20 protein-coding genes are annotated in these 21,947 nt (G+C 70.4%); 4 read left to right on the top strand and 16 right to left on the bottom strand.

Annotated features, from left to right (window positions below):
• Window positions 1-4 precede the first annotated feature (4 nt).
• From AB0I22_RS17790 to AB0I22_RS17805, 4 genes are all read right to left on the bottom strand, one after another.
• Entirely contained in the window at window positions 5-1,324 is a 1,320-nt protein-coding gene (locus AB0I22_RS17790) for a hemolysin family protein (protein WP_363131729.1), read from the bottom strand.
• On the bottom strand, window positions 1,321-1,818 hold the full coding sequence (ybeY, locus tag AB0I22_RS17795; RefSeq protein WP_363131730.1) for an rRNA maturation RNase YbeY: 498 nt from the start codon (window positions 1,816-1,818) through the stop codon (window positions 1,321-1,323). The genes AB0I22_RS17790 and ybeY overlap by 4 nt, the downstream gene beginning before the upstream one ends.
• 64 nt (window positions 1,819-1,882) lie before the next feature.
• Window positions 1,883-2,884, bottom strand: coding sequence for a PhoH family protein (locus tag AB0I22_RS17800; RefSeq protein ID WP_363131731.1), 1,002 nt, complete (start codon window positions 2,882-2,884; stop codon window positions 1,883-1,885).
• Window positions 2,885-3,100: 216 nt separating this feature from the next.
• Window positions 3,101-4,159, bottom strand: a complete 1,059-nt coding sequence (locus tag AB0I22_RS17805; protein WP_363131871.1) for a PfkB family carbohydrate kinase — start codon at window positions 4,157-4,159, stop codon at window positions 3,101-3,103.
• 339 nt (window positions 4,160-4,498) lie between these two features.
• On the opposite strand from AB0I22_RS17805, the gene AB0I22_RS17810 reads away from it, so the two are divergent.
• Window positions 4,499-5,827 carry a 6-phospho-beta-glucosidase gene (locus tag AB0I22_RS17810; RefSeq protein WP_363131732.1) on the top strand — a complete coding sequence of 443 codons (1,329 nt, stop codon included), beginning with the start codon at window positions 4,499-4,501 and terminating at the stop codon, window positions 5,825-5,827.
• A 48-nt stretch (window positions 5,828-5,875) separates the two neighbouring features.
• Here AB0I22_RS17810 and AB0I22_RS17815 read toward each other — a convergent pair whose 3' ends face one another.
• Window positions 5,876-6,571 (bottom strand): MBL fold metallo-hydrolase, encoded by a 696-nt coding sequence (locus tag AB0I22_RS17815; RefSeq protein ID WP_363131733.1) that lies wholly within the window; start codon window positions 6,569-6,571, stop codon window positions 5,876-5,878.
• On the bottom strand, window positions 6,571-7,656 hold the full coding sequence (locus tag AB0I22_RS17820) for an S-(hydroxymethyl)mycothiol dehydrogenase (RefSeq protein WP_363131872.1): 1,086 nt from the start codon (window positions 7,654-7,656) through the stop codon (window positions 6,571-6,573). Before AB0I22_RS17820 ends, AB0I22_RS17815 begins: the two co-directional genes overlap by 1 nt.
• A gap of 224 nt (window positions 7,657-7,880) precedes the next feature.
• Between AB0I22_RS17820 and AB0I22_RS17825 the strand changes: the two genes are divergently transcribed.
• Window positions 7,881-8,708: an HAD family acid phosphatase gene (locus AB0I22_RS17825; RefSeq protein ID WP_363131734.1), complete on the top strand. Its 828-nt coding sequence runs from the start codon at window positions 7,881-7,883 to the stop codon at window positions 8,706-8,708.
• Here the strand turns inward: AB0I22_RS17825 and AB0I22_RS17830 are convergent.
• The 6 genes from AB0I22_RS17830 to AB0I22_RS17855 all read right to left on the bottom strand — a co-directional run bounded on the left by AB0I22_RS17830 (window position 8,696) and on the right by AB0I22_RS17855 (window position 15,837).
• A complete protein-coding gene (locus tag AB0I22_RS17830) occupies window positions 8,696-9,613 on the bottom strand; it encodes a ribonuclease Z (protein WP_363131735.1) in 918 nt (305 codons plus the stop codon). The genes AB0I22_RS17825 and AB0I22_RS17830 overlap by 13 nt on opposite strands.
• 15 nt (window positions 9,614-9,628) lie before the next feature.
• On the bottom strand, window positions 9,629-9,988 hold the full coding sequence (locus tag AB0I22_RS17835; RefSeq protein ID WP_363131736.1) for a histidine triad nucleotide-binding protein: 360 nt from the start codon (window positions 9,986-9,988) through the stop codon (window positions 9,629-9,631).
• A gap of 104 nt (window positions 9,989-10,092) precedes the next feature.
• Complete coding sequence (locus AB0I22_RS17840; RefSeq protein ID WP_363131737.1) at window positions 10,093-10,587, bottom strand: hypothetical protein; 495 nt, start codon at window positions 10,585-10,587, stop codon at window positions 10,093-10,095.
• A gap of 158 nt (window positions 10,588-10,745) precedes the next feature.
• A complete protein-coding gene (locus tag AB0I22_RS17845; RefSeq protein ID WP_363131738.1) occupies window positions 10,746-11,201 on the bottom strand; it encodes a hypothetical protein in 456 nt (151 codons plus the stop codon).
• Between the two features lie 11 nt (window positions 11,202-11,212).
• Window positions 11,213-15,490 (bottom strand): DUF6531 domain-containing protein, encoded by a 4,278-nt coding sequence (locus tag AB0I22_RS17850; protein WP_363131739.1) that lies wholly within the window; start codon window positions 15,488-15,490, stop codon window positions 11,213-11,215.
• Entirely contained in the window at window positions 15,487-15,837 is a 351-nt protein-coding gene (locus tag AB0I22_RS17855; protein ID WP_363131740.1) for a hypothetical protein, read from the bottom strand. The genes AB0I22_RS17850 and AB0I22_RS17855 overlap by 4 nt, the downstream gene beginning before the upstream one ends.
• A gap of 268 nt (window positions 15,838-16,105) precedes the next feature.
• Here AB0I22_RS17855 and AB0I22_RS17860 point away from each other — a divergent pair, with 268 nt between their 5' ends.
• Window positions 16,106-16,477, top strand: coding sequence for a hypothetical protein (locus AB0I22_RS17860; RefSeq protein ID WP_363131741.1), 372 nt, complete (start codon window positions 16,106-16,108; stop codon window positions 16,475-16,477).
• A gap of 40 nt (window positions 16,478-16,517) precedes the next feature.
• Here AB0I22_RS17860 and AB0I22_RS17865 read toward each other — a convergent pair whose 3' ends face one another.
• The 4 genes from AB0I22_RS17865 to hrcA form a co-directional block, all read right to left on the bottom strand.
• Window positions 16,518-17,261: a 16S rRNA (uracil(1498)-N(3))-methyltransferase gene (locus AB0I22_RS17865; RefSeq protein ID WP_363131742.1), complete on the bottom strand. Its 744-nt coding sequence runs from the start codon at window positions 17,259-17,261 to the stop codon at window positions 16,518-16,520.
• Window positions 17,258-18,451 (bottom strand): nitronate monooxygenase, encoded by a 1,194-nt coding sequence (locus AB0I22_RS17870; protein WP_363131743.1) that lies wholly within the window; start codon window positions 18,449-18,451, stop codon window positions 17,258-17,260. The genes AB0I22_RS17865 and AB0I22_RS17870 overlap by 4 nt, the downstream gene beginning before the upstream one ends.
• Window positions 18,452-18,745: 294 nt before the next feature.
• Window positions 18,746-19,882, bottom strand: a complete 1,137-nt coding sequence (gene dnaJ, locus AB0I22_RS17875) for a molecular chaperone DnaJ (RefSeq protein WP_363131744.1) — start codon at window positions 19,880-19,882, stop codon at window positions 18,746-18,748.
• Window positions 19,883-20,899 carry a heat-inducible transcriptional repressor HrcA gene (hrcA, locus tag AB0I22_RS17880; protein WP_363131745.1) on the bottom strand — a complete coding sequence of 339 codons (1,017 nt, stop codon included), beginning with the start codon at window positions 20,897-20,899 and terminating at the stop codon, window positions 19,883-19,885.
• 300 nt (window positions 20,900-21,199) lie between these two features.
• Between hrcA and AB0I22_RS17885 the strand changes: the two genes are divergently transcribed.
• Entirely contained in the window at window positions 21,200-21,919 is a 720-nt protein-coding gene (locus AB0I22_RS17885; protein ID WP_363131746.1) for an MBL fold metallo-hydrolase, read from the top strand.
• Window positions 21,920-21,947 lie beyond the last annotated feature (28 nt).

Raw genomic sequence — 21,947 nt, forward strand, 5'->3', positions numbered from 1 at the left:
GGGCTCAGGCCCCCGGCTCCGCCTCCTGGACATGGAGCGAACGGACCGGCTCGACCAGCACCGTGACGATGCGGTTGCGGCGGCCAGCGGGGGACTCGGCCGTCAGGCGCAGGGCGCGCAGCCCCGGATCGGTGGCGTCCTCGCTGAGGTCCACCTCCGCCGCGGCCCCCGCGATGGGGACCCGCCCCAGCGACTTGGCCAGCAGCCCGCCGACCGTCTCGACGTCCTCGTCGTCCAGCTCCAGGCCGTACAGCTCGCCGAGGTCGCCGATGTCGAGGCGGGCCGTCACCCGGTACGTGCCGTCGCCGAGGTCCTCCACCGGCGGCAGTTCGCGGTCGTACTCGTCCGTGATCTCGCCGACGATCTCCTCCAGGATGTCCTCGATCGTGACGATGCCCGCCGTGCCGCCGTACTCGTCGATGACGACAGCGCAGTGATTGCGCTGCACCTGCATCTCGCGCAGCAGATCGCCCGCGTTCTTGGTGTCGGGCACGAAGACCGCCGGCCGCATCGCCGTCGAGACCAGCTCCGACTCCGCGTCCCGGCTGATGTGCGTCTTGCGGGCGAGGTCCTTGAGGTAGACGATCCCGACGATGTCGTCCTCGCTCTCGCCGGTCACCGGGATGCGCGAGAACCCCGAGCGCAGCGCCAGCGTCAGCGCCTGCCGGATGGTCTTGCCGCGCTCGATGACGACGAGGTCGGTGCGCGGCACCATCACCTCGCGCACCAGCGTGTCGCCGAGTTCGAAGACGGAGTGCACCATGCGGCGCTCGTCGTCCTCGATGAGCGACTCCTTCTCCGCCAGGTCCACCATGGCCCGCAGCTCGGCCTCGGAGGCGAAGGGGCCCTTGCGGAAGCCCTTGCCGGGGGTGAGCGCGTTGCCGAGGAGGATGAGGAGCTGCGGGATCGGGCCCATGACGCGGGCGAGCGGCAGCAGGACGTACGCGGCGGCGGTCGCGGTGTTCACCGGGTGCTGGCGGCCGATGGTGCGCGGGGAGACCCCGACGGCTACGTACGAGACGAGGACCATGACGGCCATCGCCAGGACGAGCGCCTCCCAGGTCCGGTCGAACTCGCCCAGGAACACATAGGTGACCAGCACCCCGGCCGCCATCTCGCAGGCGACGCGCACCAGCAGCGCCACGTTGAGATAGCGGGTGGGGTCGGCGGCGACGGCCATCAGCTTCGCGCTGCCGCGCCGCCCGGACCGTACCGCCTCCTCGGCGCGGAACCGCGTCGTACGGGCCAGGCCGGCCTCCGCGCAGGCGGCGAGCCAGGCGACGACGACCAGCAGGACCGCGGCGGCCAGCAGCTGAGCGGTCACGTGAACGTGGGGGCCGGGGAGGGCCCTTCGACGCCGCGCTCGCCGCGCCAGCCGTCGATGATCGCGGCCTGGAGACCGAACATCTCGGCCTTCTCGTCCGGCTCCTCATGGTCGTAGCCGAGCAGGTGGAGCACGCCGTGGACGGTGAGGAGCTGGAGCTCCTCGTCCATGGAGTGGCCGGTCGGCGCCTCCTCGCCCTGCCGCTTGGCGACCTCCGGGCACAGCACGATGTCGCCGAGCAGCCCCTGCGGCGGCTCCTCCTCGTCCTTGGCGGGCGGCCGCAGCTCGTCCATCGGGAAGGACATGACATCGGTGGGCCCGGGCAGGTCCATCCACTGGATGTGCAGCTGCTCCATGGCGTCGGCGTCGACGACGATGACCGAGAGCTCGGAGAGCGGGTGGATGCGCATCCGGGCCAGGGCGTAGCGGGCGACGTCCAGCACCGCCTGCTCGTCGATGTCCGTACCGGATTCGTTGTTGACGTCGATCGCCATGGTGCTCAGTTTTTACCTTCGTCGGGTGTCACAGGCCGTTTCGGTGTCACAGGCCGTTGCGGTGTCACAGGCCGTTTCGGCTGTCGTACTGCTCGTACGCGTCGACGATACGGCCCACCAGCTTGTGGCGGACCACGTCGGTGCTGGTGAGGCGCGAGAAATGCACGTCCTCGACGCCGTCCAGGATCTCCTGGACCTGGCGCAGCCCGCTCTTCGTGCCGTTGGGCAGGTCGATCTGGGTGATGTCGCCCGTGATCACGATCTTGGAGTCGAAGCCGAGCCGGGTGAGGAACATCTTCATCTGCTCGGCGCTGGTGTTCTGCGCCTCGTCCAGGATGATGAACGCGTCATTAAGGGTGCGGCCCCGCATGTATGCCAGCGGCGCGACCTCGATCGTGCCCGCCGCCATCAGGCGCGGGATCGAGTCCGGGTCGAGCATGTCGTGCAGCGCGTCGTAGAGCGGGCGCAGATACGGGTCGATCTTCTCGTAGAGCGTGCCGGGCAGGAAGCCGAGCCGCTCGCCCGCCTCGACGGCCGGGCGGGTCAGGATGATCCGGTTGACCTGCTTGGACTGGAGGGCCTGCACGGCCTTGGCCATGGCCAGGTAGGTCTTGCCGGTGCCCGCGGGGCCGATGCCGAAGACGACCGTGTGCTTGTCGATGGCGTCGACGTAGCGCTTCTGGTTGAGCGTCTTGGGGCGGATGGTGCGGCCGCGGCTGGAGAGGATGTTCTGGGTGAGGACCTCGGCCGGGGTCTCCGCCGGGCCGTCCCCGTTGGCGCTCTCCTGGAGCATGGCGATCGACCGTTCCACTGCGTCCTCCGTCATCGGCTGACCGGTGCGGAGCACCAGCATCATCTCGTCGAAGACGCGCTGCACGAGGGCGACTTCCTTCGGGTCCCCGGTAGCGCTTACTTCATTGCCCCGTACATGAATGTCCGTGGACGGGAACGCCTTCTCGATCACGCGCAGGAGCGAATCCCCGGAGCCCAGGACCGTGACCATGGGGTGCTTGGCCGGAACGGTGAAGTGGGCACGCGCCTGCGGTTGCGTAGGTGTCTGAGTCATGGGCCGGCTCTCTGGCCTGCTCATCCCTCTTTCTGTGCTCGACAGCCTTGGGATACCAAGGGTACGACGGTGCACTGACAAGGCCGAGGTGTTTTATGGGCCGTCTCGCCCGCGGCCCGCGGGGCGTCGCCGGACAGCGCCGCGGGACCGCGGCGCTCCGGGCTTCCCCGTGCCTCCCCCGCCTCCCCGCACCCCTCACCGCCTGCGCGAACCGAGTCACTGCCGGCGGAAACCGATGGTCGGCACCGCCCGCACCAGCGGCCAGGGCCGGGCCGCCGCCGGCAGAATCCCGTCGAGGAAGGCATAGCGCCGCAGCGCCGCCGGGTCCTGGTCGTCGTACGACTTCACGTGCTGCCACCACGCGGCGATCTCCACCCACCCCGGCGCGGACAGCGACCCGCCGAACTCCTGGACGGACAGGGCGGCGGTCAGCCCCGCGAAGGCGAGCCGGTCCGCGAGCGGCCAGTCGGCGAGCGTCCCGGTGACGAAGCCCGCGACGAAGACGTCCCCGGCCCCGGTCGGGTCCAGCGCCTCCACGGCGATGGCCGGCACCTCGGCGGTCTCGCCCGTACGGCCGTCCGCCGCGTACGCGCCCTCCGAGCCGAGCGTGACCACGGCCAGCGGCACCTTGTCGGCGAGCGCCCGCGCGGCGGCGCGCGGGCAGTCGGTGCGGGTGTAGCGCATGGCCTCCTCGGCGTTGGGGAGGAACGCCTCGCAGTGCTGGAGGTCGGCGAGGTCGTCCGGGTCCCAGCGGCCGGTGTCGTCCCAGCCGACGTCCGCGAAGATGCGGCTGCCCCGGCGGGCCGCGTGCCCCAGCCACTCCTCGCGCTTGCCGGGTTCCAGCAGGCTGACGCACGCGCGCGCGGGCGGCGGGCACACGGGGGCGGGCTCCTCGGGCGGCGGCGCCTCGTGGCCGTGCGAGACCATGGTCCGCTCGCCCTCATACGCCATGGAGACGGTCACCGGCGAGTGCCAGCCCGGCACCGTACGCGACTGCTCCAGGTCGATGCCCTCGCCCCGGGACAGCGCGTCCCAGCAGTACTCGCCATACATGTCGTCCCCGAACGCGGCGGCCAGCGACGTCCGCAGCCCGAGCCGGGACAGGGCGGTCGCCATGTTGGCGACGCCGCCCGGGCTGGAGCCCATGCCGCGCGCCCAGGACTCGGTGCCGCGCACGGGGGCGGAGTCCAGGCCGGTGAAGATGATGTCGAGGAAGACGGTGCCGGTGAGATACACGTCCGTCGCGGGATCGCGGTCGGAACGGACCTCCGCCAGCGGGTCGAGAACCGGATAGCTCCCGGCCCGCGCGGCGGCGCCGCCCGTCTCGTGAGGCCGCGCGCCGTTCGCCGGCCGGTCTCCGTCGCCAAATGTCACGGTGCGCTCCCCGACGCTCGCTGCGTCTCGTTCTGGCCGTGCCGCCGGCCCCGTCTGCGGTGGGTGCCGGCGGTCACGTCTGCGGTCCTGGTTGCCGTGTCGCTGCCTTGTCTGCTGTCCTACCCACGCCCCCGGCGGCGCCCTCTCCCGCCGCCTTCCCTGTGGTCCTGCCGGTGACCTCGCCTGGTCGCCGTGGAGCGGGTTCGGACAGTGTGCCCGATGCTGCGGTACGTTCCGGGCATGAGGTTGACGATTCTGGGCGGTGGCGGTTTTCGCGTACCGCTCGTACACCGGGCCTTGTTGGACGACGCACGGCGCGACGCGCCCGGCCGCTGCACCGAACTGGTGCTGTACGACACGGACTCCGAGCGGCTGCGCGTCATCGAGTCCGTACTGGCGGCGCAGTCCGCGGACGTGCCCGGCGCGCCCGCCGTGCGCATCGCCGGCACGCTCGACGACGCGCTGCGCGGCGCGGACTTCATCTTCTCGGCGATCCGGGTGGGTGGTACCGCGGGCCGCGTGCGGGACGAGCGCATCCCGCTCTCCGAGGGCGTGTTGGGGCAGGAGACCGTCGGCGCGGGCGGCGTGCTGTACGGGCTGCGTACGATCCTGGTCGCCCTGGAGATCGCGGAACGGGCCGCGGCCGTGGCGCCCGACGCGTGGCTGATCAACTTCACCAACCCGGCCGGCATGGTCACCGAGGCCATGACGGCCGTACTGGGCGAGCGGGTCATCGGCATCTGCGACTCGCCGGTCGGCCTGGTGCGGCGGGCCTCCCGCGCCCTCGGCGTGGACCCGAACGCGGTCAGCTACGACTACGTGGGCCTCAACCACCTGGGCTGGCTGCGGTCCCTGCGGTTCGAGGGCCGCGACCTGCTGCCGGATCTGCTCTCCGACGCCGCCGCGCTCGGCGCCTTCGAGGAGGGCAAGCTCTTCGGGGCCGACTGGCTCAAGGCGCTCGGCGCGCTCCCCAACGAGTATCTGCACTACTACTACTTCCGCCGCGAGACGCTGCGTTCGGTGACCGAATCGGTCAAGACCCGCGGCGAGTTCCTGGACGGGCAGCAGGGCGCGTTCTTCGCCGAGGCCGCGGACCGGCGGCCGGAGCAGGCGTACGAGCTGTGGGAGCGGACCCGGCTCCAGCGCGAGGAGACGTACATGTCCGAGAGCCGGGCGGCGAGCGGGGGCTGGGAGCGCGACTCCTGCGACCTGGACGGCGGCGGCTACGACCAGGTGGCGCTGGCGCTGATGCGGGCCATCTCGCGGAACGAGCACGCCCGTCTCATTCTCAATGTCCCCAACGGCACGACCGTTCCGCAGCTGGCGCCGGACGCCGTGATCGAGACGGTGTGCGAGGTCGGCGAGGGCGGCGCGCGCCCGCTGCCGTGCGCGCCGCTGCGGGAGGACCAGCTCGGGCTGATGCTCCAGCTCAAGGCGGTGGAACGGGCGTCGATCGAGGCGGCGGTCTACAAGGACCGGGACGCGGCGCTGCGCGCCCTGGCCCTGCATCCGCTGGTCGACTCCCCGGCGGTGGCCGCCCGCATTCTGGAACGGGCGTCCACGACTTGAGCGGGGGAGGGGCGGTCCGGGTGGCCCCTCCCCCGCTCCCGCCCGGGGTCAGTGCCCCCGGGCCACCCACTCCGCCAGGTGCGGGGCCTCGGCGCCGACCGACGTCGTCTCGCCGTGCCCGGTGCGGACGACGGTCTCCGCGGGCAGCGTCAGCAGCCGCTCCCGGATCGACTCGACGATCGTCGGGAAGCTGGAGAAGGACCGGCCCGTGGCGCCCGGTCCGCCGTTGAACAGCGTGTCGCCGGTGAAGACGGTGCTCAGCGCGGGCGCGTAAAGGCAGACCGCGCCGGGCGCGTGACCGGGGGTGTGCAGCACGGTCAGCCCGACGCCCGCGACCGTCAGGGTCTGGCCGTCCGTGAGCCAGTCGTCCGGGGAGCGGTCCGGATGGGTCTGCTGCCACAGCGGCAGGTCGTCGGCGTGCAGCAGGATCGGCGCGCCCGTGCGGTCCGCGAGGGCGGGGGCCGCGTCGATGTGGTCGTTGTGCGCGTGGGTGCAGACGATCGCGCGGAGCGTACGGCCGCCCAGCGCGTCGGCGATGGCGTCGGCGTCGTGGGCGGCGTCGATGACGATCGCCTCGTGGTCGTCGCCGACGATCCACACGTTGTTGTCGACGTCCCAGGTGCCGCCGTCGAGCGAGAACGTGCCGGAAGTGACGAGGTGGTCGACGCGGACGCGGGGCACAGTCTCGGACGTGGCCTCGGAATGGGGCTTGGGCTCGGAATGGGGCTTGGGCTCGGCCGCCATCAGAAGACCACCACCGAACGCAGCACGTCGCCCTGGTGCATCCGCTCGAACGCCTTCTCCACGTCCCCGAGCCCGATCGTCTCCGTGACGAACGCGCCGAGGTCGAGCCGCCCCTGCTGGTGCAGGTCGATGAGCATCGGGAAGTCGCGGGAGGGCAGGCAGTCGCCGTACCAGGAGGACTTGAGCGCGCCGCCGCGCCCGAAGACGTCGAGGAGCGGCAGTTCCAGCTTCATGTCGGGCGTCGGGACGCCCACCAGGACGACGGTGCCCGCGAGGTCACGGGCGTAGAAGGCCTGCTCGTACGTCTCGGGGCGGCCGACCGCGTCGATGACGACGTCCGCGCCGAAGCCGCCGGTCAGCTCGCGGATCGCGGCGACGGGGTCGGTGGACTTGGAGTTGACGGCGTGGGTGGCGCCCATCGACTTCGCGGTCTCCAGCTTCCGGTCGTCGATGTCGACGGCGATGATGCGGGCGGCCCCGGCGAGCCGGGCGCCGGCGATGGCGGCGTCCCCGACGCCGCCGCAGCCGATGACGGCGACCGAGTCGCCCCGGCCGACGGCGCCGGTGTTGATGGCGGCGCCGATGCCGGCCATGACGCCGCAGCCGAGCAGCCCGGCGACGGCCGGAGAGACGCTCGGGTCGACCTTGGTGCACTGCCCGGCGGCGACCAGGGTCTTCTCCGCGAACGCGCCGATGCCGAGCGCCGGGGACAGCTCGGTGCCGTCCTTGAGCGTCATCTTCTGCTTGGCGTTGTGGGTGTCGAAGCAGTACTGGGGACGGCCCCGGCGGCAGGCGCGGCACTCGCCGCACACGGCGCGCCAGTTGAGGACGACGAAGTCACCGGGGGCGAGGTCGCCGGCGCCCTCCCCCACGGACTCCACGACGCCGGCCGCCTCGTGTCCGAGGAGGAAGGGGAATTCGTCGTTGATGCCGCCCTGCTTGTAGTGCAGGTCGGTGTGGCACACGCCGCACGCCTGCACCCGCACCACGGCCTCGCCCGGCCCCGGGTCCGGTACCACGATCGTCTCCACCCGGACCGGTTGGTTCTTGCCGGGTGCGATGACTCCGCGTACTTCCTGCGCCATGATCGGCCAGCCCTTCTCTTCGGAAATCTGCACATACCGTACGCGGGCCGGGCGGGTGCGCCCAGCCGCCTCGCACCGCCCGTACGGGCGGTGCCCCGCCCTCGTACCCCATCCGGGCTCTCCGCGCGTAGACAACCCTTGACGGGCTCTTATCCACCCCTTAGTTTCACGCTGCACCTGTACGCACCCTCGTGTGCATCCTCAGCGCCTTCTGGAGACTCCGCGTGGCCCTCAACGCCTTCACTCGCTCATCTACGCGCGTCCGCGTCGCGGCCGTGGCCGTCGCCCTCGCCGCCGGCGGCGGCCTCTTCGCGGCGGGCTCGGCCTCCGCCGACCACTCCGTGCCCCGCTCGGACAAGGAGATCCCGAACCTCACGCAGGTCACCGACAAGATCAAGGCGTACTACGGCGACACGGTGACGCCCTCCGGCGAGCACTACGCCTCCCCGTACAGCAGCTACGCCAAGCAACTGGCGAGCATCGAGAAGAAGGCCGAGCGCCACCTGGACCGCGCGGCGAAGCAGGCGGCGCACGACAACAGCAAGCACGGGAACCACGGGAAGCACAGCAAACCCGCGATCGTGCTCGACCTCGACGACACCACGCTCCTCTCGTACAACTACGAGCTGGAGCAGGGCTTCCACTTCACGCCCGAGTCGCAGGACGAGTACCTCAAGAACAAGGACATGGCGGCCGTCTTCGGCATGCCGGAGCTGGTCAACCGGGCGCAGGCCAAGGGCATCACGGTGTTCTTCGTGACCGGCCGCGACGAGCACCAGCGCGAGTGGAGCGCCCGCAACCTCAAGAACGCCGGCTACCGGGCGGCCGCGGACACCGCGCACCTCTACCTTCAGAACAAGAAGACGCCGCCCGCGTACCTGCCGTGCGGCTCGACGTGCACGACCGTCGAGTACAAGGCGGGCACGCGCAAGCACATCGAGTCCCAGGGCTACACCATCGTCGCCAACTTCGGCGACCAGTACAGCGACCTGTCCGGCGGCTACGCGCAGAAGTCCGTCAAGCTCCCGAACCCGATGTACTACCTGCCCTGACCCCGCTTGGGCAGCGGAACCCGCATCAGGTCCCGGGCGACGGTGAGCTCCCCGCCGAACCCCGCCGCCCGGGCCTGGCGCTCGAACTCCGACGGGTCCGCGTACCGCTGCGAGAAGTGCGTCAGCACCAGATGCCGTACGCCCGCCCCGGCCGCGACGCGCGCGGCCTGGGCCGCCGTCAGGTGCCCGTGCTCGACGGCGAGCCCCTCGTCCTCGTCGAGGAAGGTCGACTCGATCACCAGCATGTCGCAGCCCTCGGCGAGCTCGTACACGCCCTCGCACAGCCGCGTGTCCATCACGAAGGCGAACCGCTGCCCGCGCCGCACCTCGCTCACCTCGTCGAGCGCGACGCCGTTCAGGCTCCCCTCCCGGTGCAGCCGCCCCACGTCCGGCCCGGCGATGCCGCGAGCCGCGAGCCGCTCGGGCAGCATCCGCCGCCCGTCGGGCTCGACGAGGCGGTAGCCGTAGGACTCGACGGGGTGCGAGAGCTTGCGCGCGACCAGCTCGTACGAGGAGGACTCGGCGAGCGTGCCGCCGCTGCCCGATACGGGCTCCTGGACGAGCTGCACGGTCTCGCGGTAGGCGGTCGCGTACCGCAGCCGGTCGAAGAAGCGCTGGCCGCTGCGGGGGTAGTGGGCGACGACGGGGTGCGGCACGCGGTCGAGGTTGATCCGCTGGATGACCCCGGCGAGGCCGAGGGAGTGGTCGCCGTGGAAGTGCGTGACGCACAGCCGGTTGAGGTCGTGCGCCGCTACGCCCGCGCGCAGCATCTGCCGCTGCGTGCCCTCGCCCGGATCGAAGAGGATGCCCTCGCCGTCCCAGCGCAGCAGATAGCCGTTGTGATTGCGGTGCCGGGTCGGCACCTGGCTGGCGGTGCCGAGAACGACGAGTTCACGTACGGACAACGGACCTGCTCCCGGCTATCCGGGGGGCCAGTTGAGGCCGCGCCCGCCGAGCACGTGGGCGTGCGCGTGGAAGACGGTCTGCCCCGCGCCGGCGCCGGTGTTGAAGACGATCCGGTACCCGGTCCCGTCGACCTTCTCCTCCCGCGCGATCTCCCCGGCCTCGCGCAGCACATCGGCGGCGACGGCCGGTTCGGCGGCGGCGAGCGAGGCGGCGTCGGGGTAGTGCGCCTTGGGGATCACCAGGACGTGCGTGGGCGCCTGCGGGTTGATGTCCCGGAACGCCACGGTCGTCTCGCTCTCCCGCACGACGGTCGCCGGCACCTCCTTCGCCACGATCTTGCAGAACAGGCAGTCGGCCTGCGCTTCTCCCGCCACCGGTGGGCTCCTCCCGCATCGTTTGCCGCGCGCGGCCCGCGCGTACGAACCGGATGCTACCGGCCGGGACCGACAGCCCGATGACCGGTGAGGCGGGACGGGTGTCACTTACCGGGGAGGGTGGTGGAGCAACTGTCCGAGGGCCAGGGCTGCGGGGCCCAACTGGACTGACTCGGCCGACTGGTCTCGGGCCCCCCGCCGCCACCGCTGCCGGCAGGAGCGGAGGAAGCGTCCCCGGCACAGGAGCCGAGCACGGTGGAGGTGAAGACGGTCCGGCCGTCGACTTTGGCGGTGAGGTTGCCGCGGACGCAGGCGTCACCGCTGACGCCGGTGACCCGCCCGTAGACGATGATCTTCTTCCCGTCCCGGGTCTGCCCCTGGCAGTCGACCCCGACGGCGGTCACAGGCGGCGGGGACCCTTCGCCCTTCTTCCCCGTCTCCTCGACCTCCCCGGAACAGCCGAGCCACTGCACGGAGACGTGGTTGCGCTCCAGCGCGCGGGTGGCGAGCTGATCGGTGGTAACGGAGACAGCGATGGTGCTGAGCCCACCCGCACTCGGCTCACACCCCACCAACGCCCCCACCCCAACGCCGACCACCGCCACCACCCCGGTCCCCCACAACACCCTGCGACCCCGTAACCACCTGAATGCCCCCATAGAGGACAGACTCCCACCACGGCGACTGCGGTACTAGGGCTTCATCGGCCACTCCTGAGCAGGCGCCCTCCGCACCGCTCCACCCCTGTCACCGACCGTCAGGACCGGCCGTCCGACACCGCCTGACTGAAGACAACGGTCGGCCCATCATCCGTCGCCAGCACCTGGACCTGAAAGCTCCGCGACGGGAAATGCCGCGCAAGGGCGGACTCCCAAGAAAAGGCGAGGACCTGCGCGATATCCTTGAGCGCTTCCTCATCCTCGCCGGACTCACCACAGTCGACGGCGTATCCCACCACGAACCGGTTGAGCAGATCTTCCACCCTGCGCACATCGCCATCCAGCCGCGCATACCACTCTTCGAAATTCCTCGGCTCATACACACGTTCCCAGAGGACGCAGCCCCGCACCTCCACGAACTCCGGGTTCATCAAATGAGCGAAAGCCAGCCACATCCCGACCGTGCAATTCCCCATAAGGAAATCGACCGAGTCGAGCTCACCCGTATATCCGTCGGTCCAGGATTTGATCTCGGGATGTGTTTTCGGATCCACGGGTTCCCCTATCAGTGGCCGGTGGGAATTTCGTCCGGTCGAGCCGGCCTCGTCTCGCCCCAATTGTAGTATATCTTGCCGGTCTTCGGATTTACGTGCTTTTCCATCGGCACCACATGAGGCGGCGCAATTCCGTTGTGCACGGCAGAATCTGGGTCTATGTCCACTCGCTTGGCCATCGCCCCATCGGAATCATAGACGGCATAGGCGGTTACGCTTCCGTCCTGCTTACGCCGAACCAAGGTCTCATTCGGCTGGGACGTCTTCGGGAAGCGCCCTTGGTGCGGCGTCGCGCCGGAAAGATCCAGAGTGCCGCAGCCCAGCCCGAGCACGTCCGAGAGCGTCAGCGGATTATCCACGTAGCGATAATGGTTCGGTGCAGGATCAAGGCCCAGCGGATCCGGGCTGACGTAGCTCGCGATTTCCGGGTCGTAGTAACGAAAATAGTTGTAGTGGAGGTCCGCTTCCGCATCCGCGTACTGACCCGGGAATCGGAGAGGGCAGGTGGCGGTACTGGTGTCCGTCGGGGCCGGTGAGTCGGCACCCCAAAGTGCCGTGCGATGCTGCCAGGCCACCTCGCCCGCAGGCGTGACCAACTCCATGGGGGTACCGACCAGGTCGGTGATGATCGCGTGGAACTGAGTGGCCTCACCCGGGTCGGAGAGTTCCGCGTACTTGGTTATCAGAGACTCGCCCGCCGTACGGTTCAAGGGACGGCGATCCGTTTGCGTCAGGGGGCAGTGAGTATGCGGGGCGTAGTCCCACGTGACGGCTCGGCCATCGGGCGATATCTGTTCGGCCAGGCGGCTCTCATCCCATGTGAAATGCGTTCCTTCCGCCACGGCCCCCGTATCCGATAGGCGCTGCTTCGCTATTCGACGTCCCAGCGGATCGTACGCATAGCGCCAGCGCTCGCCTCCCGGCGTCACCAACTCCGTCAAGCGGTCCTCCGCGCTCCACGCGTACGTCCACGTTCTCGTCTGGCCGTTGAGGAGTTTGCGGGTCTTGCGGGTCCGGCGTCCCTGGGCGTCGTATTCGTACCGCGTGCGGCCCGCCCGCCGAATCAAGGCCCCACTGAATTCCCGCTCACCTGAGGACCCGTGCGCCGGGGCCTCGCCTCGCGTCAGGTTGCCGACACCGTCGTAAGCGTAGCACTCCGTCCAACCATGAGCGCTTACACCCGTTATCCGGCCGACTGCGTCGAGGTCGAAGCGGCGTGTGCCAGAGGTGAGTTCGCGAATTTCAGTGAGATAGCCGTCCGGGCGGTAGGCGTAGGCGCGGTGTTGCAGAAGATCGTTCGCTTGCGTACCGCAGATTGTCTGTGTGGTCAGGCGGTCACTCTTGTCCCAGGTCTGCCGCAGGATCGAGCCGCCCGCCAGGGACCGTTCCGTCTCCCTCCCCGCCGCGTCGCGCGTGAAGGCCAACGCACCCGCGTCCGAGCGCAGTTCGGTTGGGTTGCCCTCCGCGTCGTACGCCCACTCCGACGCCATTCCCGACGGGGTGACCCGAAGCAGGCGGTGGCCCAACGCGTCGTATTCATACGTCGTCGCCCGGCCGTTGACGCTCTCCCTCAGCACACGCCCCAGCGCATCCCGTTCCATGACCAGTTCCGTGTCCGCGTTCGCCGCCCTGACCAAGCGACCCGCGGCGTCGTGCTCATACACAACCGTCGCACCCCCGTCGCCGCGCTGCTCCACCACCCTCCGCAGCGCATCCCGCTCGAAGCGCAGCCTCTCCCCCGCCCCGTTCGTGCGCGCGACCACGTCACCCGCCGCGTCATGCTCGTACGTCAGCGTCCGGCCGTCGAAGTCCGTCTCCGACGCCAGGCGGCCCGCCGGGTCGTACTCATAGCTCCAGGTCAGCCCCTGCGGGTTCGTCACCCCCGTCAGCCGCAGCTCCGTGTCGTACGCGAAGGCGTACACCGCGCCGTCCGGGTCCGTACGCGTCGCCGGGACGTCGAAATGCGTGGACGTCTGACGCGTGACGTTCCCCGCAGCATCCGTATACGTGAGGAGGTTGCCCTCCCCGTCCCACTCCCAGGTCTCCCGCGCCCCGTCCGGCAGCTCCCGCCAGCGCGGCTTGCCTTCCGTCGTCCACCCCATCCGCGTCGTGTGCCCCAGGGGGTCGGTCGTCTCGACGACACGGCCGCAGGCGTCCCGGCGGACCGTGGTCGTGTGGCCCAGCGCATCGGTGACGGCCGCGGGGAGCCCTGCCGCGTCGACGGTCACACGGCGGGTGTGCCCGAGCGGGTCCGTGACCGCGATCAAGTGGCCGGCGTCGTCGTACGCGTAGCGCGTCTCCGCGCCCATGGGGTCGACTGTGGCCGTGAGGTTTCCGCGCTCGTCGTACGCATGCCGCCACACCGCGCCGCCCGGCTCGACGACCTCCACCGGCCGGCCGAGCCCGTTGTACGTGGCGCGTCCCGCCGAGCCGTCCGGCAGGATCACTTCGGTCAGGTTCCCGAGCGCGTCGTACGCGTAGCGCGTCGTACGGCCCAACGGGTCCGTCACGGCGGTGCGCAAGTCGCCCCGGTCGTTCCACTCGGTGCGGGTGACATGGCCCAGCGGGTCGGTCTCCGATGTCACTTGACCGTCCGCGTTGTACCGGTGGGCGGTACGCCGGCCCAGCGAATCGGTGTACACCGTCGTGTGCGCGTCATCGTCGTACGCGAGCGTGCCCGAGAGGACTCCGTCGCTCCCCTCCGTCCGCACCACCCGGCCCCGGGCGTCGTAGACGTACGCGAAGGACGTTCCGTTCCGGTCCGTCCAGGAGGTGACGCGCCCCGCCTCGTCGTACGTGAAACGGAGCGGCTTGCCGCTGGAGTTGACGACCTCGGTCAGGTTGCCCGCCGCGTCGTAGCCGTAACGCACCACCACCGTACCGCCGTTACGGAGACTACCGTCGGCATCGCCGCGCGGCTCCCCCGCATAGCGCGACGGCGCCTCCTCCAGCAGTCGCAGCGCGGTGATCCGCGGCCCCTGCGTATCGACGGCCAGGTAGTAGCCACCGCTGTGGCGGATTCCGGTCGGGACACCCTCGGCCGTGCGCTCCACGTCCATACGCGCGCCATTGCGGTCACGCCGGCTCTCCAACGGCAGTTCCACCGTGCCCGGTTCGGAGGTGGGCCGGGAATGGCCGAAGGTGCGGACGACCCCCGTACCGGGATCGGTGATGGTCACGGTCCCATCCGGCCTCCCGTCCCACTCCAGCGGCCAGCGCGCGCCCTTCACCGGCAGCACCGGCTCCTGGGGACGCGGCACCGGATACACCAGTCGCATTCCGTCCGCCGCCGCGAACACCACCCCCTGCGCGTCGAGCTGAATACGCTCGTCCAGCGTCGAGGCCCATGCCGGGCCGAAACACACTCCCGCCCGATACGACGACAGGTGCGTCCGCTCGAAGACCAACGGCAAGTCGGCAGGCAATACGAGGTCGGTCTGCATCATCAGCATGTCGCCCGACGCGACATCGATCGGCTCCCCGACACACGGCATTTCCTTGCCCCGCCGGCACGCCTGCCCCAGCTTGATCACATTCCGGCGCAGCAGTTCAATGCCCTTGCCGACCGGCTGCGGCAAGCGGAACAGCTCCCCGTTGGGAGGCATTCTGGAAAGACCCGCCGCCCCGCCTCCGAACACGCCCCCGTAGAGCATGCCGCTGTTCGCGGCGTCGTTGATCTCCGTGAGGCTGATCCCGCTCTGGTCACCTCGGAGTATCTTGACCGGCTGCGCGACGGCCAGGTCGAGCGCCACCGTCTCCACGCCGCCGAAGGCCGCGCCCACCAGAGCGTTCGCGGCGATCTCCTCCGCGGCCGTCACGATGGCCAGTTCGAGTTCGCTGCCGAGCCCGAGGATTCCCTCTACGGCCAGTGCCGCGGGAATGTCCGACAGCCCGCCGGTGAACCACGTCGCCGCGGCCCCCGCCACGATGACCGCGGCACTGGCCTCGATCGACGTCCACAACTTGTGCCTGGCGTCATCGATCCGACGGGCGAGCTCGTCCAGGCCGTCGGCCATATCCCGAGACGCCTTGGCGAGGTCGTGCAGCCAGCCCGCGCCGCCGTCCTTGGCATAGCGCGACCAGAAGACCTCGAAGGCGTCGATCGCCTCGCCCTTGTTGTTGTGGATAAGGGAAGACGCCGCGTGGTGCACCGGCGTATGCACATCGTCGACGCGGCCGGCGAAAGTCCGCCACGCCTTGGCCGCTTCCCGCAGCTTTCCCGGATCTCCGGCCGGCCAATGCAGACCCAGGTGTTCGAGAATCCCCTTGGCCTTCTCGGCGGCGCTCACCGGCCGCCCTTGCCCGGCCCGGCCTTCTCCTTGGTGAAGATGCCCGCGATCGCCTCGTCATTGTCGACATGACCGTCCGCCATATCGCTCAGCGCCTCATGGACACTGACGAGTCCCAGCACCAGAATGCCCGCCGAACTCTCCATCGACCGGACATTGGCGAGATAGTCCGTCCCGAACTTCTTCGCGTCCTCGCCCCACGGCTCCCCCAGCCCGTCCAAGATGGTGATCAGTTCGGTCAGCGCCGAACTCAGCTCCTTGCCCTGCCGCTTGAAGACCGGCGCCACCGACTTGATGTCCGCCGTCTTGATGTCCAGGACCTTGCCACTGTCGTGCCCGTCGCCCATCGCACGCCTCCCCCGCTGCCCGCCCCCGCGCAAAGTTCCACCCTAGGAAGCGGAGACCACGGCTCGCCCAACGCGACGCAATGCCAGGGCAAAAGAACATGGCTCGGGGAGGGAGCACGCCATTTCCGTTGCGAGCAAATGCCATAAACAGGCATACGGGGCTGAGCCGGCGGTCTCGCATCCGCTACCGTTCACCCTTCGACAGCCGACGATCACCATCGTTTCACCATCGTTTCCGGGGGGAACTTCCTTGATCACCCTGCCGCCCTTGGGCGACCCGATCAAACCGAACCGCCGCAAGATAGTCCGGAACAGAATCATCTTCGGGCTGTTCGTCGCCGCGCTCGCCGCCTCCTTCGCCGTGAACGGGTTCACCGGCAAGGACGATGCGGAGGACATCCAGGCTGGCGACTGCTTCGAGAACACGGGCACCAAAAAGCAGCCGCAGATCAAGAAACACGACTGCGGGGACGCGCACGCCGCCTACAAGGTGCTGAAGCGGGACGACGAATCCGTCACCGAGATCTCATGCTGGGATGTGAAGGGGACCACCGGAACGCTCACGGCGGCCGGGGCCAAGGACTTCGTCGTGTGCTTCGAGGACAACCCGGAGAAAGGCAGCGGGCACAGCGGGGGCTGAGCACCCGCACCGCGTTGCGGCCTCTTCGCGGAGCGGGCCGTCAGGCCCAACGCCCCGTCCGTCCCAGCAGCAGCGCCGTCGCCGCTGTGCCCGCCGTGGAGGTGCGGAGCACGCTCGGGCCCAGGCGGTACGGTTTCGCGCCCGTGTCCGCGAAGGCGGTCAACTCGTCCGGGGACACGCCGCCTTCGGGGCCGACGATCAGGACGAGGTCGCCGGCCGCCGGGAGGGGGGAGGTGGCCAGGGGGTCGCTGCCCTCCTCGTGGAGGACCGCGGCGAACGCGGCGTCCGCCAGCAGGGCCGCCACCTGACGCGTCGTCATGAGGTCGGAGACCTGCGGGAATCGCAGGCGGCGGGACTGCTTGCCCGCCTCGCGGGCCGTGGCGCGCCACTTGCCCAGGGCCTTGAGGCCGCGGTCGCCCTTCCACTGCGTGACGCAGCGCGAAGCCGACCAGGGGACGATGGCGTCCACGCCCGTCTCCGTCATCGTCTCCACCGCCAGTTCCCCGCGGTCGCCCTTGGGGAGGGCCTGGACGACGGTGATGCGGGGCCGCGGGGCCGGTTCCGTACGGACCTCCGTGACGGACACCTCCAGGCGGTCCTTGCCCTCCAGCGCGGCCACCGTGCCGTACGCGCCGACGCCCTCGCCGTCCGTGAGGGTGACCTCCTCGCCCACCCGCAGGCGGCGGACCGAGACCGCGTGCCGGCCTTCGGGGCCGGTGAGAGCGACGACGGAGCCCGCCTCCGCCCCCGCCAGCGAGTCGGCCAGGAACACCGGCGCCGTCATACGACCTCTCCTTGCGAACGCGAACTGTGCGAGCCGTGCTGCCCGTGTGCCGCGTGCGTCCCCTGCGACGCATGCCGCCCGCTCGAACCCACCGGTCCGCCCGCGTCGGCCGAACCGATCATCTCCTCCACCAACGCCCCCCGCGCCGACTGAAGTTCGGCCGTCAGCACCTCCACCAGCTGGCCCGCCGGCAGCTCCCGCGCCAGGCGGTGGCCCTGGCCCGCCCACAGGTTCATGCCCTGCGGGTCGCCCGCCTTCGCCGCGGCCTTGCGCAGGCCCGCGGTGAGGAAGTGGAGCTGCGGGTAAGCGGCCGGGGCGTACGGGCCGTGTTCGCGCATGAAGCGGTTGACGAGGGCGCGGGCGGGGCGGCCGGAGAAGGCGCGGGTGAGTTCGGTGCGTACGAACACCGGGTCGGTCAGCGCGCGCTTGTGGAGCGTGTGGGCGCCGGACTCCGGACAGACCAGGAAGGCCGTGCCGAGCTGGGCGGCGACCGCGCCCGCGGCGAGCACCGAGGCGATCTGGGCGCCGCGCATCAGGCCGCCCGCGGCGATGATCGGTATCTGCACGGTCTCCCGGACCTGGGTGATCAGCGCGAGGAGCCCCAGGCCCGCGCCCGTACCGTCGGCGTGCGGGTCGTCCCGGTGGGTGCTCTGGTGGCCGCCGGCCTCGATGCCCTGGACGCAGACGGCGTCGGCCCCCGACCACTGGGCGGCCTGCGCCTCGGCGGCCGAGGTCGCGGTGACGACCGTCGCCGTACCGACCTTGGCGAATGTCTCGAAGACCGCGCGCGAGGGGCAGCCGAAGGTGAAGGAGACGGCGGGGACGGGATCGTCGGCGAGGATCGCCAGCTTGGCGTCGTACGCGTCGTCGCCGACGCAGTCCGTGTCCCCGAGCGGCGTCTCGTACCAGGCGGCCTCGCCCGCGAGCTGCTCGCGGTAGACCTCGACCGCCGCCGGGTCCGCCACGGAGGGCTGCGGCATGAAGAGGTTCACGCCGAAGGGCCGGTCGGTGAGGCTGCGGATCTGCTTGATCTCCTCGTACATCGCCTCCGGCGTCTTGTAGCCGGCGGCGAGGAAGCCGAGACCGCCCGCTTCGCTCACGGCAGCGGCCAATACGGGAGTGGAAGCACCGCCCGCCATGGGGGCCTGCACGATCGGGTATCGGTAAAGATCGGTCAGAGCACAGGGCATGACCACATAGTGTCACGCCCTCCACGATGATTCGTCATCGACGGGTATGCCCCACCATTGCGCGACCATTCCGCCTCAACGGCCGCCAGGAGCGTTCTCCTGACGGCCGTCGGGCGGGCGCTCGGGCGGACCGCTGAGCAGGGTTGGGCAGACATTGAGCGGAATTCCGCACAGTCCGCCCGGCCGTCACCGGCCGCTGAATCCGCACAGCCCGACCGGTCTTCACCGGCCGCTGGATGCCGCACAGCCCAACCCGCCGTCACCGGCCGCTGGACGCGCACAGCCCTACCGCCGTCACCGGCCGTTGAAAGCGTCCTTCAGCCGCGAGAACAGTCCCTGCTGCCCCGGCTTGAACTCGCCCGTGGGCCGCTCCTCGCCCCGCAGCTTCGCGAGCTGCCGCATCAGGTCCTCCTGCTGCGGGTCCAGCTTGCTGGGCGTCAGCACCTCGACATGCACGATGAGGTCCCCGCGCCCGCCGCCCCGCAGATGCGTGACGCCGCGCTGGTGCAGCGGGATCGACTGGCCGGACTGGGTGCCGGGCCGGATGTCGACTTCCTCCATCCCGTCGAGCGTCTCCAGCGGCACCTTCGTGCCCAGGGACGCCGCGGTCATCGGGATGGTGACCGTGCAGTGCAGATCGTCGCCGCGCCGCTGGAAGACCGGGTGCGGGTTCTCGTGGATCTCCACGTACAGGTCGCCGGCCGGGCCGCCGCCGGGGCCGACCTCGCCCTCGCCCGCGAGCTGGATGCGGGTGCCCTTGTCGACGCCCGCCGGGATCTTGACCGTGAGGGTGCGGCGGGAGCGTACGCGCCCGTCGCCCGCGCACTCCGGGCACGGGGTCGGCACCACGGTGCCGAAGCCCTGGCACTGCGGGCACGGCCGCGAGGTCATGACCTGGCCGAGGAAGGACCGGGTGACCTGCGAGACCTCGCCGCGGCCGCGGCACATGTCGCAGGTCTGGGCGGACGTGCCCGGGGCCGCGCCCTCGCCGCTGCAGGTCGCGCAGACGATCGCCGTGTCGACCTGGATGTCCTTCGTGGTGCCGAACGCGGCCTCGTTCAGGTCGATGTCGAGCCGGATCATGGCGTCCTGGCCGCGCCGGGTGCGCGACCGCGGGCCGCGCTGCGACGACTGCCCGAAGAAAGCGTCCATGATGTCGGAGAAGTTGCCGAAGCCAGCGCCGAAGCCGCCGGCGCCGCCTCCGCCCGCCGACTGCGAGAGCGGGTCGCCGCCGAGGTCGTAGACCTGCTTCTTCTGCGGGTCCGACAGCACCTCGTAAGCGGCGTTGATCTCCTTGAACCGCTCCTGGGTCTTCGGATCCGGGTTCACATCCGGGTGCAGCTCACGCGCCAGTCTCCGGAAGGCCTTCTTGATCTCGTCCTGCGAGGCGTCCCGCCGTACGCCGAGGACCGCGTAGTAGTCCGTGGCCACTTACGACTCCGCCAGGATCTGTCCGACGTAACGTGCCACTGCGCGTACCGCTCCCATCGTTCCGGGGTAGTCCATGCGGGTCGGTCCGACCACGCCGAGTTTGGCGACTGCCTCGTCGCCCGAACCGTAGCCGACGGCGACGACCGATGTGGACGTCAGCCCTTCATGAGCATTCTCATGCCCGATTCGTACAGTCATGCCGGAATCCTTGGCCTCGCCGAGCAGCTTGAGGAGCACGACCTGCTCCTCCAGCGCCTCCAGCACCGGCCGGATCACCAACGGGAAATCATGCCCGAATCGAGTCAGGTTGGAGGTGCCGCCGATCATCAGCCGCTCCTCGGTCTCCTCGACCAGGGTCTCCAGCAGAGTCGCCAGGACCGTCGAAACGGTTCCTCTGTCCTCCGCTTCGAAGGATTCCGGGAGGTCCTGCACCAGCTGCGGAACATCCGCGAACCGGCGTCCGACCACCCGGCTGTTGAGCCGCGCCCGCAGATCCGCGAGCGCCGTCTCGCCGAACGGCGACGGGCAGTCGACCATACGCTGTTCGACCCGCCCGGTGTCCGTGATCAGTACGAGCATGACACGGGCCGGGGCCAGTGAGAGCAGCTCCACATGGCGCACGGTCGAGCGCGTCAGCGACGGGTACTGCACCACGGCGACCTGCCGGGTCAGCTGCGCGAGCAGCCGGACCGTGCGCCCCACCACGTCGTCGAGGTCGACGGCACCGTCCATGAAGTTCTGGATGGCCCGCCGCTCCGGCGTCGACAGCGGCTTGACGCCCGCCAGCTTGTCCACGAAGAGCCGGTAGCCCTTGTCGGTCGGGATGCGGCCCGCGCTCGTATGGGGCTGGGCGATGAAGCCCTCGTCCTCCAGCGCGGCCATGTCGTTGCGCACCGTGGCCGGGGAGACGCCCAGCTGATGCCGCTCGGTGAGCGCCTTGGAGCCGACCGGCTCCTCCGTGCCCACATAGTCCTGGACGATGGCGCGCAGCACTTCAAGCCTGCGTTCGTTCAGCATCGCGCACACCTCCCGTCCAGCCGTCCACCGGGGACTTTCCCCTGTCTCTCACTCGGCACCCACTTGGCACTCCATGGTCACGAGTGCCAGCCACCCTCAGCCAGTGTACGGCCGGGTGCCACGACCAGGGCAAGGGCGGGCCCGTCGGCTGGACGGGTCCGACAGGCAACCGTATCGCGCTCTCGCCGGACCCTGCCCGCGAACTCCCGTCGCCCGCCCGCGGTGCGGACCGGCGGCTTGGGCGCGCGCCGGGCGCCTCGGAGCGGGCGGGAGTCCGACCGCAGGGTCTAGCGTCTGGGTATGGAGAGCAGTTGGGAAGAGGCGCACTGGGAAACGCTCGCGCCGGGGGTGGTGCGGCGCAGGCTGCCGGGCTGGGACTGCACGGTGGGGGCCGTGCTCGGCGATACGGGCGTACTGGTCGTCGACACCGGGTCGACGCTGCGCGAGGGCGCGGAGATCCGCCGCGAGGTGCGGCGGCTCTTCGGCCGTCCCGTGACGCATATCGCTCTGACGCATCCGCACTTCGATCATGTGCTGGGCACGGCGGCCTTCGCCGGGGTCCAGGTGTACGGCGCGGTGGGGCTCGATGATCACCTCGCGGGCGCGAAGGACGCGCTGCGGCAGGACGCGGTACGGCACGGGGTGGCCGCCTCCGCCGCCGCGGAAGCCGCCGACCTGCTCGTACGCCCGCACCACACCGTCAGCGGCGAGCTGACGCTCGACCTCGGCGGCCGGCAGGTGCTGCTCGCCAACGTCGGACCGGGCCATTCCGCGCACGATCTGGCGGTGTGCGTGCTGGGCCCGCCGGAGATCGTCTTCTGCGGCGACCTGGTCGAGGAGTCCGGCGAACCGCAGGCCGGATCGGACGCCCTGCCCCGGCAGTGGCCGGCCGCCCTCGGCCGGCTGCTGGCGCTCGGCGGCGATGACGCGGTGTACGTGCCGGGTCACGGAGCCGTGGTGGATGCCCGGTTCGTACGTGATCAACGCGACGCTCTGGCGGCCCGCTTCGGCGTGTCGTGACGCGCGCCCGGTCACTTTTTCTATCGTC

This window comes from Streptomyces sp. NPDC050610, from assembly GCF_040654875.1.
In the GTDB taxonomy this organism is placed as follows: Bacteria; Actinomycetota; Actinomycetes; order Streptomycetales; family Streptomycetaceae; genus Streptomyces.